Source organism: Spirillospora sp. NPDC046719, assembly GCF_040645715.1.
GTDB lineage: Bacteria > Actinomycetota > Actinomycetes > Streptosporangiales > Streptosporangiaceae > Spirillospora.
Window position 1 is genome coordinate 1 of record NZ_JBEYYT010000113.1, and the last position, 9,739, is coordinate 9,739.

The window sequence follows — 9,739 nt, forward strand, 5'->3', positions numbered from 1 at the left end:
GCCGGGCCGCCCGGCGAGGGACGGCCCGACGCGGTCAGACGCGCTTGTCGAGGAGCGGTTCCCGTGCCGGAGCGGCGGGCTCGGGCTCGGGTGAGGTGGCGGCCGGGCGCAGGAAGAGCACGCCGAGGACGACGGTCGCCACCGTCAGGGCGAAGTCGGCCCAGATCGCGGTCTCGGCGGCGGACGCGAACGCGGCCCGGCCCGGGTGCGCGCCGAGCGCGGCGAAGAAGATCGCGCCGAGCACCGCGACGCCCGTCGCGCCGGAGAACTGCTGTGCGGTGCTCAGCACCCCGGACGCGGCGCCGGCCTGCGCGGGGCGGATCCCGGACATCACCGCGCCGATCACCGACGGCAGCGTCAGCCCGCCGCCGAGGCCGAGCAGGCCGAGCGGCGCGAGCAGCCACGGGGCGGTGACGTCGCCGCCGAGGACGTGCAGCTCGACGGCCAGCGCCAGCACGCTGAGCGCGCTGACGACCGTCCCGCACACGAGCACCTTCAGCCCGAACCGGGCGACGAGCGGGCGGCCGAACAGCGACGCGACCATGGTCAGCACCGCCATCGGGCCGAACTCCAGGCCCGCTTCCAGGGGCGTCAGGCGCAGGCCGCCCTGCAGCAGCATCGTCAGCACGACGTTCATGCTGCCGAACGAGGCCAGGAACGCGACGTTCAGCGCCAGGCCGAGGTCGAACGAGCGGGCGCGGAACAGGGCGAGGTCGAGCAGCGGTTCGCCGCCGGTCCGGGCGAGCCGCCGCTCCCACCACAGCGTCGCGGCGAGGACCGGGACGGACGCGGCGAGCGAGATCCACGTCCAGGCGGGCCAGCCCTGCTCGCGGCCCATCGCGAGCGGGACGAGCGCGAGCGCGAGGGCGCCGGAGATCCCGGCGGCGCCGGCCGGGTCGAGGCGGGGCCGCCGGTCCGACCGGGTCCCGGGCAGCGACCGGACGGCGAGCGCGAGCGCGGCGGCGCCGACCGGCACGTTCACCAGGAAGATCGTCCGCCAGCCGAGTCCGAGCGGGTCGCTCTGGAGCAGCAGCCCGCCGCCGATCTGCCCGGCGACGCCCCCGCCGCCGAGGACGACGCCGTACCAGGCCATCGCGCGCGGCCGGTCCGCCGCCGGGAGCGCGGCGGTGATCAGGGCGAGCACCTGCGGGACCATCGCCGCGCCGGTCAGCCCCTGGAGCAGCCGCGCCGCGACGAGCTGCGCGGGCGACTGCGCGAGCCCGCACAGCAGGGACGCGGCGGTGAAGGCGGCCATGCCGAGGAGGAACAGCCGCCGGTGGCCGAACAGGTCGCCGAGGCGCCCGCCGGTCACCATCCCGCTCGCGTAGGTGAAGGCGTAGCCGGCGATGACGAGTTCGAGGGCGACGGGCCCGGCGTGCAGGTCGCGCTGGAGCGACGGCGTCGCGACGTTCACCACCATGTAGTCGAACGACACCATGAAGGTCGCCGAGAGGATGACCGGCAGGATCAGCCGGCCGTGCTTTCCGGATGTCATGCCCTCTACGGTCGTGACGCGCGGCTCGTGCCACATTGAGAGGAATACGTAGTCGGCCGCGCGGGGTTCTTCAGATTTCCGGACCGGGTGCTCAGGAGGTGCGGTGGCGTCCGTTCTCGTCGCGCGTGAGGCGGAGCTGGCCGCCCTGGCGGACGCCTACGCGCGCGCGTGCGAGGCCGGGCCGGCGACCGTGCTGGTCGGCGGCGAGGCGGGGATCGGCAAGAGCCGGCTGGTCGCGGAGTTCGCGGCCCGGCTGCCGTCCCGGACGCGGGTGGCGCGCGGCGACTGCCTGGAGGCCGGCGGCGGGTTCGCCTACGCGCCGTTCATCGCCGCGATGCGCGCGCTCGTCCGCGACCTCGGCGCCGAGCGCGCCGCCGGCCTGCTGCCGGGCGGCGGGCGGCTCGGGCTGGCGCACTGGCTGCCGGTCCTCGGCGTCGCACCGGACGAGCCCGACCCGGTGCACGGGCGGGCCCGGCTGTACGAGGACGTCCTGACGCTGGTCGAGGGCGCGGCGCGGGAACGCCCCCTCGCCGTCGTCCTGGAGGACCTGCACTGGGCGGACCCGTCGAGCCGCGAGCTGCTGGCGTTCCTCGTGCACAACCTGTCCGGGCCGGGGGTGCTGCTGGTCGGCACGTACCGGTCGACGGACCTGGACGAGCGGCACCCGCTGCGTCCGGTGCTGGCCGGGCTGGCGCGGTCGCCGCGCGTCCGCCTGCTGGAGCCCGCTCCGCTGACCTGCGAGGAGGTCGGCGGGCTGGTCGCCGCGCGGCTCGGCTACCTGCCGGACCGCGGCGTCGTCGAGGAGATCGCGCGGCGCAGCGAGGGGAACCCGCTGTTCGTGGAGGCGCTGGCGGACGCGGGCGCGCAAGGCGGGACGCCGCGCCGCCTGCGGGACCTGCTGCTCGCCGGGTTCCGCTCGCTGCCGGACGGGTCGCGTGGCGTGCTGCACGCCGCGTCCGTGGCCTCGGCATGGGGCGGAGGTCTGGCGCACCGGTTCCTGGCGTCCGTGGCGGGGCTGGACGACCTGTCCCTAGAGGACGCGATACGCCCTGCCGTGGACCGCGGTCTCCTCTTGGCGGAGGGCGACGGATACACGTTCCGCCATGCGCTGCTACGCCAGGCCGTGTACGAGGACGCCCTGCCGAGCGCGCGCGCCCGCCTGCACAAACGCTCCGGAGCCGCCTTGCAGGCCGACCCCGACCTCGTCCCGGACGGGCGCGCCGCGGCGGAGGAGGCCGCGCACTGGTGCGCGGCGGGCGAGAAGGAGCAGGCGTTCGACGCCCTGTGGCGCGCCGCCGCCTCCGCGCGCGCCGTCCACGCCCACCCCGAGCAGCTGCGCATCCTCGAACGCGTGCTCCGGCAGTGGGACGGCATCGCCGAGCCCGAGCGCGTCCTCGGCGCCGACCGGGTCGACGTCCTGCACCGCGCGGCGGAGGCGTGCCTGTCGGCGGGGGAGGCGGCGCGGGGCGTCGACCTGGCGTCCGAGGCCCTCGCGGCGCTCGACCGGGACCGCGATCCGCGCCGCGCCGCGCTGCTCCTCGAACTGCGCAGCATGCTCCGGCACCGGCTCGGCGACCCGGCGCTCGACGACCTGCGCGCGGCCGTGGCGCTGCTGCCGGACGGGGCCCCGGCGGCGGTCCGGGGGCGTCCGCTGTCGACGCTGGCCAACCGGCTGTTCCTGATGTCCCGCCCGGACGAGTCGCGGGCGCTGGCGGAAGAGGCGCTCGCGGCCGGACGCGAGTCCGGGGACGCGCGCGTGCGGGCGTGGGCGCTGCTGACGCTCGGCTCGCTCGACGGCGCCGCCGGGGACCTCGACACGGCGCTGGCCCGGATCGCCGCGGCGGCGGAGATCGCCCGTGCCGCCGGGGAGTCGGCGGTCCCGCTGGTCATCGCGGTGATGGCGGAGGCGGACGCGCTGCACGGCATGGGCCTGGACGAGCGGGCCGCCGGGGCGGTGGCGGCCGGGCTGGAGACCGCGCGCCGCGCCGGCCTCGACCGGGACCAGGGCGCGGGCCTGGCCGCGAAGGGCGCCGAGCCGCTGTGGGACCTCGGCCGCTGGGACGAGGCGGCCGCGCTGCTGCGGAACGTCCTCGCGCTCGACCCGCCGCCGCTGTTCCGCGCGCTCGCGCAGGTCAACCTGGGGGTCATCGCGCTCGCGCGGGGCGACGCCGCGGCGGCCGGCGAGGCGGCGGACGCGGCGCACGCGGTCATGGGGGACCGCTACTGGGGGAAGGCGTTCCGGCTCCCGCTGCACGACCTGCGCTGCCGGGTCGCGATGGCCCGCGGCGACCTCGCCGGCGCCGACGGGATCCTCGGCCGCGCCCTCGACGGACCCGGTCTGCGGGAAACGTCCCGCTTCGTATGGCCGCTGCTGCTGACCGGCGCCCGGCTGTGCGGGGAGCGGCTCGCCCGGTCGGCCGCCGAACCCGACGCGGCGCGCGGAGCCCGCGAACGGCTCGCCGAACTACGCGACCTGGCCGGAGAGCTGCCGGTCATCGGACCCGTCCAGAACGCGTACCGGGCCTCGTTCCGCGCGGAGGCGGGCGATCAGGACTGGGACGAAGCGGTGCGGGCGTGGCGCGATCTCGGCCGGCCGTACCCGCTGGCGTGGGCCCTGTTCCGCTCGGCCGAGGCGCCCGGGGTCCCGTCCGGGCGGGCGGCCGAGGCGTGCCGCGAGTCCGCGTCGATAGCGGCGCGCCTCGGCGCGAAACCGCTGCTCAAGGACATCGAGCTGCTCGCCGCGCGCGCCCGCCTCTCCATCGAGGAGCCGCCCCCGGCGCCTGATCCGCCGACGCCGACGCCGGACCCCGCGCGGCGGCTCGGCCTGACGCGCCGCGAGACCGAGGTGCTGCGGCTGGTGGCGGACGGCCGCAGCAACCGGCAGATCGCGGAGGCGCTGTTCATCTCCGCGCGGACGGCGGGCGTCCACGTCTCCAACATCCTCGCGAAGCTGCAGGTCGCGTCCCGGACGGAGGCGGCGGCGCTCGCGCACCGGCTCCGCCTCTTCGACCCGCCCGCCGGCTGATCCGTCCCCGCCCCCGAGGGCGCCGCGCCGCGCTCGGGGAGACCGGACTCCGCCGCCTAGTAGTCCTTGAGGGCGATGGCCGTGGCGGCGGCGTGGATCGGGGCGATGACCTTCGCCATGATCCGCTCCCGGCCGGGCATCCGGTTCATCACCGCGAGCATCGCCATCGACATCCGGACCGCGCCCGCCGTCCGCATCACCATGCGCCTGAGGTTCGCCGGCCCCAGCTTCTGGTTCCGCTCCGCGAACGGGCGCATCTCCCGCTCGTACGCGGCGAACCCGGCGCGGTGGTCGCCGCCCGCGGCGGCCAGCTCCCCGGCCAGCACGTACGCCCCGACCAGCGCCAGGCTCGTGCCCTGGCCGGACGCGGGCGACGCGCAGTACGCGGCGTCGCCGAGCAGCGCGACCCGCCCGCTCGACCAGCCGTCCATGCGGACCTGGGCGACCGCGTCGAAGTAGAAGTCCGCCGCCGCGCCCATGCCGTCGAGTAGCCGCGGGACCTCCCAGCCCTCGCCCGCGTACGCGGACGCCAGCGCGCGCTCCTGCGCGGCCCGCTCGCGGGGGACGTCCGTCCCGTCCGACCGGAAGAGGAACATCGCCTTGGCCTCCGCGCCGCCGTCGGTGCTGTAGGCGAGGGCCGTGCGGCCGGGTCCGACGCAGGTGACCTCCTCGCGGTCCAGGCCCAGGTGGTTCGGCACGCCGAAGATCGCGATGCGGTGGCCGAGGTCGCGGACGAACCGCTCCTCCGGCCCGAACGCCAGCGACCGGGTGACCGAGTGCAGCCCATCCGCCCCCACCACCAGGTCGAACGTCCGGACGAGGCCGCTGTCGAAGGTGACCTCGACCCCGGTGCCGGTCTCCGTGAGCGCGGTGATCGAGTCCCCGAACAGGTACTCGGCGTCGGTGCGCTCGAAGATCAGCCGGTGCAGGTCGCCGCGCAGCACCTCCGCGTCGCCGTGGACGCGGCCGCCGAAGGTGTCGCCGTCCATGCTCGCGACCCGCCGGCCCGCCGCGTTCACGACCGTCCCGCTCCGGACGCCGGTGCGCCGCGCGCGGACCTCGTCCAGCAGGCCCATGCGCTCGACGACGGTCAGCGCCGCGCCGCGGACGTCGACCTTGTAGCCGCCGTCGCGGATGGCGGGCGCCCGCTCGACGACGGTCGGCGCGAAGCCGTGGCGGCGCAGCCAGTAGGCGAGGGTGAGGCCCGCGATGCCGGCACCGGAGATCAGGACGCTCTTGTCCGCGTTCGTGTTCATGCCCCGGACGGTACAACCGTTTAAGACAATTGTGCAAGACGGCCGTGTAAGACATTCGTACAAGAAATCGGGTAGGGTCCTGCCATGGGCAACCGTGAAGACCTCCTGGACGGCGCGAGGCGCTGCCTGCTGAGCAAGGGGTACACGCGCACGACGGCGCGCGACGTCGCCACCGAGTCGGGCGTCAGCCTGGCCGCCATCGGCTACCACTTCGGCTCGAAGGACGAGCTGCTGCGCGCGGCGCTGCGCCAGGCGATCGAGGAGTGGGGCGCGGAGATCGCCGCGATGCTCGCCGCCGAGACCGACCCGGGGCTGTCCGGGGCGGAGCGGTTCGAGGCCACCTGGGAGCGGATCCTGGCGTCGTTCGCGCGGACGCGCCCGCTCTGGGCGATCCAGTTCGAGGTGATCGCGCAGATCGAGCGGACGCCGGAGCTGCGCGCCGCGTTCCCGGACGCCAACCGGGAGGCGCGGCTGGGGCTGGCCGAGCTGTTCGGCGCCGGCCCGTCCGTCCTCGGCGAGCGGCGCGCCGAGATGGCCGGGGCGTGCTACCAGGCGCTGCTGGCCGGACTGGCGGCGCAGGCGCTCGTCGACCCGGACGGCGTGCCGGCCGCGTCCGACCTGGTGGACGCGGTGCGGGTGATCGGCGCTGCGATCCAGTAGAACGGAATCATTCGTTCCCCTACTATGGGTGGCATGGAGACCACCACGCCGGCGCCCATGAGCGGTCGCAAGGCTCAGGCGGCGCGCAACGACGAACTGATCCGGGAGGCGGCCCGCGCGGTGTTCACCGCGGACCCCGGCGCTCCCATCGCCGCCGTCGCCGAGCACGCCGGGGTCGGTATCAGCGCCCTCTACCGCCGCTACAAGAGCAAGGAGGACCTGCTCCAGAAGCTCGCCGACGACGGCATGGACCGCTACCTCGCCGAGGTCGAGGCGGCGCTCGCCGACGACGGCGACCCGTGGGAGGCGTTCGCCGCGTTCATGCGCCGCTGCCTGGACATCGGCGCGGGGTCCCTGACGATGCGGCTCGCGGGCAGCTTCCCCGTCACCGACGCGATGAGCGCCAAGGGCCGCGAGATCCACATCGCCACGAAGCGGCTGCTGGACCGGCTGAAGGAGGCCGGCGCGCTCCGCCGCGACATCGAGGTCGGCGACGTCTCGGTGATGCTGGAGTACCTGCACGGCATCCGGATCGGCGGCGACGAGCGGATGAACCGGCTGCAGCACCGCTACCTGGCCCTGATGCTCGACTCCCTCCACCTCGCCGGCGCCGAGGAGCTGCCCGGCCCGCCCCCTACCTGGCAGGAACTGCGCGGACGCTATGACGACTAGAACGCCCCCCACGCTGGACCGGCGCGCTCTCAACCGGGCGCTGCTGGCGCGCCAGATGCTGCTGCGGCGGCACGGGATGACCGCCGTCGAGGCGATCGAGCATCTCGTCGGGATGCAGGCGCAGGCGCCGAACCCCCCGCACATCGGGCTCTGGAGCAGGCTCGACGGGTTCGCCTTCGACGAGCTCGCCGCGCCCATGAACGACCGGCGCGTCCTGCGGATCGTGCTGATGCGCGGCACGCTGCACCTGGTCAGCGCGCGCGACGCGCTGATGCTGCGGCCGCTGACGCAGCCCATCCTCGACAACCACCTCAGGAGCCCGCGCGCCGCCGGCCTCACCGGCGTCCCCGACGCCGCCGCCCACGCGCGGAAGATCCTCGAAGAGGCGCCGCGCTCCGACAAGGAGCTGCGCGCGATCCTCGCCGAGCACCGGCCGGACGCGGACGCCGCGCTGCTCGTCTGGGCCGTCCGCCTCTCGCTGCCGCTGGTGCAGGTCCCGCCGCGCGGCATCTGGGGCAGGTCCGGCGTCGCCAAGCACACCACCCTGGAGTCGTGGCTCGACGGCCACCCCGTTCCGGAGCCGTCCGTGGACGAGATGGTGCTGCGCTACCTCGGCGCGTTCGGGCCCGCGACCGTCCAGGACGTCCAGCAGTGGTCGGGGCTGACCCGGCTGGGCGAGGTCGTCGAACGGCACCGGGCCGGCCTGCGGGTCTTCCGGGACGGGGACGGCCGCACGCTCTACGACCTGCCGGACGCGCCGCGCCCCGATCCGGACACGCCGGCGCCCGTCCGGTTCGTCCCGGACTTCGACAACCTGCTGCTCTCGCACGCCGACCGCGCGCGGATCATCACCGAGGAGCACCGCAAGCGGGTCTTCACCGTCAACGGCATCATCCGAGCGACGTACCTGGTGGACGGGTTCGTGCACGGCATGTGGAAGATCGAGAAGGAGCGCGGCGGCGCGACGCTGCGGATCTCCCCGTTCGCGCCGGTCCCGGCGGCCGAGCGGGAGGCGCTCGCCGAGGAGGGCGCGCGCCTGCTGGCCGCCGCCCATCCGGACGCGAAGGCGCACGCCGTCGAGTTCGAGCCGCCGGAACCTCGATGAGCCGTGGCGTGACGCGCTGACCTGCGGTCGTTCAAGGGCGACGCGCCGCGAGCCGGCGCGCGGTCAGCCGCGCTTGTTCGCGCAGGGCGCTTCGCGGTGCGGGTCGAGCGAGGCCAGCAGCGCGTGCAGGGTCCGCCGGAACTCCAGCATCTGCTCGCGGGTCAGCGGGTCGAACAGGTTCCGGCGGACCTCGGCGACGTGCCCCGGGGCCGCCTTCTCCAGCGCGGCGAACCCCTCGTCGGTCAGCTCGGCGATGGTCGTCCGGCGGTCCTCGGCGTCCTTGGACCGGCGCACCCAGCCGGCCTCCTCCAGGCGGTTGACCGCGTGCGAGAGCCGGCTCGGCGACGAGTGGACCACCGCGGCGAGCTCGGTCATGGTCAGGGCGCGGCCGGGCGACTCCGACAGCATCGCCAGGATCATGTAGTAGGCGTGCGGCATCCCGGAGTCGCGCTGGAGCTGGCGGTCGAGGGCCTCGTTCAGCAGCCGGGAGGTCCAGAGGAACGCGCGCCAGGTCTCCTGCTCGTCGGCGTCGAGCCACCGGGTGTCGGTCATGTCCGTATTTTACGCAAGTATTTGAACCCTCAAGACTTGAACGTTCAACCAACTGGGAGATATGGTTCAGATCTGAACTTTTACCGTTGGGGGATTGCCATGAGCCGGATGCCGGTGCTCTACCTCAGCCACGGCGCGCCGCCGCTGGCCGACGACGCCGTCTGGACCGCCGAACTCGCCCGCTGGTCGGCCGACCTGCCGAAGCCGGAGGCGGTCCTCATGGTCTCCGCGCACTGGGAGGAGGCGCCGCTGTCGATCGGCGCGACCCGCCCCGTGCCGCTCGTGTACGACTTCTGGGGCTTCCCCGAGCACTACTACAGCGTCCGCTACGACGCGCCCGGCGCCCCGCAACTGGCCGATGACGTGCGCAAGCTCATTCCCGGCGTGCACCAGGACGAGGAGCGCGGCCTCGACCACGGCGCCTACGTCCCGCTCGTGGAGATGTACCCGGACGCCGACGTGCCGGTGCTCCAGATGTCCATGCCGACCCTGGACCCCGAGCGGCTCTTCGAGATCGGCCGGACGCTCGCCCCGCTGCGCGACCAGGGCGTCCTGATCGTCGGCAGCGGGTTCACCACCCACAACCTGCGCGCGATGAGCCCCGCCCCGGACGCCCCGCCGCCCGCCTGGTCCGCCGAGTTCGACGAGTGGGCGGACCGCGCCGTCGAGGGCGGCGACGTCGACGCGCTGCTCGACTTCCGCGCCAAGGCGCCCGCGGCGCGCCTCGCCCACCCGCGCACCGAGCACTTCGCGCCGCTGTTCGTGGCGCTCGGCGCGGACGCGGACGCGCCGTCCGGGCGCCGGTCCGTCATCGACGGCTACTGGTTCGGGATGGCGAAGCGCTCGTTCCAGTTCGGCTGACCGCGAGCATGCCATTGAGCCCGCCGGGCCGGAGGCCCGGGCGGGTCATCGAGGGCACGGTGACGGGCCCCGGGGGGGGTAGGGGCGCCCCCGCCCCGGCCCCCCGCCAACAC

The 9,739-nt window shown here is 75.1% G+C and carries 8 protein-coding genes; 5 read left to right on the forward strand and 3 right to left on the reverse strand.

Translation table 11 applies throughout. The features are described from left to right. Positions 1-34: 34 nt before the first annotated feature. Positions 35-1,495, reverse strand: coding sequence for an MFS transporter (locus ABZ914_RS20640; RefSeq protein WP_500194861.1), 1,461 nt, complete (start codon positions 1,493-1,495; stop codon positions 35-37). Positions 1,496-1,598: 103 nt separating this feature from the next. Between ABZ914_RS20640 and ABZ914_RS20645 the strand changes: the two genes are divergently transcribed. After that, positions 1,599-4,520: a helix-turn-helix transcriptional regulator gene (locus ABZ914_RS20645; protein ID WP_500194862.1), complete on the forward strand. Its 2,922-nt coding sequence runs from the start codon at positions 1,599-1,601 to the stop codon at positions 4,518-4,520. 56 nt (positions 4,521-4,576) lie between these two features. Here ABZ914_RS20645 and ABZ914_RS20650 read toward each other — a convergent pair whose 3' ends face one another. Then, positions 4,577-5,776 (reverse strand): FAD-dependent monooxygenase, encoded by a 1,200-nt coding sequence (locus ABZ914_RS20650; protein WP_500194864.1) that lies wholly within the window; start codon positions 5,774-5,776, stop codon positions 4,577-4,579. Between the two features lie 84 nt (positions 5,777-5,860). On the opposite strand from ABZ914_RS20650, the gene ABZ914_RS20655 reads away from it, so the two are divergent. From ABZ914_RS20655 to ABZ914_RS20665, 3 genes are read left to right on the forward strand one after another with little or no spacing between them, the layout of a single operon-like run. Next, the gene (locus ABZ914_RS20655; RefSeq protein ID WP_500194866.1) at positions 5,861-6,436 is read left to right on the forward strand and encodes a TetR/AcrR family transcriptional regulator; all 576 of its coding nucleotides are present in this window, start codon (positions 5,861-5,863) and stop codon (positions 6,434-6,436) included. Between the two features lie 33 nt (positions 6,437-6,469). Further along, positions 6,470-7,108, forward strand: coding sequence for a TetR/AcrR family transcriptional regulator (locus ABZ914_RS20660; RefSeq protein WP_387029399.1), 639 nt, complete (start codon positions 6,470-6,472; stop codon positions 7,106-7,108). Beyond that, entirely contained in the window at positions 7,098-8,213 is a 1,116-nt protein-coding gene (locus tag ABZ914_RS20665; protein WP_500194868.1) for a winged helix DNA-binding domain-containing protein, read from the forward strand. The genes ABZ914_RS20660 and ABZ914_RS20665 overlap by 11 nt, the downstream gene beginning before the upstream one ends. A gap of 63 nt (positions 8,214-8,276) precedes the next feature. Here ABZ914_RS20665 and ABZ914_RS20670 read toward each other — a convergent pair whose 3' ends face one another. Continuing rightward, complete coding sequence (locus ABZ914_RS20670; protein ID WP_433147102.1) at positions 8,277-8,765, reverse strand: MarR family winged helix-turn-helix transcriptional regulator; 489 nt, start codon at positions 8,763-8,765, stop codon at positions 8,277-8,279. Between the two features lie 99 nt (positions 8,766-8,864). Between ABZ914_RS20670 and ABZ914_RS20675 the strand changes: the two genes are divergently transcribed. After that, positions 8,865-9,626, forward strand: coding sequence for a dioxygenase family protein (locus tag ABZ914_RS20675; protein ID WP_500194870.1), 762 nt, complete (start codon positions 8,865-8,867; stop codon positions 9,624-9,626). Positions 9,627-9,739: the final 113 nt, after the last annotated feature.

What these genes read in the sequence shown, in the direction of transcription:
- ABZ914_RS20640 (WP_500194861.1), bottom strand. Translation starts at nt 1,495, where the DNA reads ATGACATCCGGAAAGCACGGCCGGCTGATCCTGCCGGTCATCCTCTCG.
- ABZ914_RS20650 (WP_500194864.1), bottom strand. Translation starts at nt 5,776, where the DNA reads ATGAACACGAACGCGGACAAGAGCGTCCTGATCTCCGGTGCCGGCATC.
- ABZ914_RS20655 (WP_500194866.1), top strand. Translation starts at nt 5,861, where the DNA reads ATGGGCAACCGTGAAGACCTCCTGGACGGCGCGAGGCGCTGCCTGCTG.
- ABZ914_RS20660 (WP_387029399.1), top strand. Translation starts at nt 6,470, where the DNA reads ATGGAGACCACCACGCCGGCGCCCATGAGCGGTCGCAAGGCTCAGGCG.
- ABZ914_RS20665 (WP_500194868.1), top strand. Translation starts at nt 7,098, where the DNA reads ATGACGACTAGAACGCCCCCCACGCTGGACCGGCGCGCTCTCAACCGG.
- ABZ914_RS20670 (WP_433147102.1), bottom strand. Translation starts at nt 8,765, where the DNA reads ATGACCGACACCCGGTGGCTCGACGCCGACGAGCAGGAGACCTGGCGC.
- ABZ914_RS20675 (WP_500194870.1), top strand. Translation starts at nt 8,865, where the DNA reads ATGAGCCGGATGCCGGTGCTCTACCTCAGCCACGGCGCGCCGCCGCTG.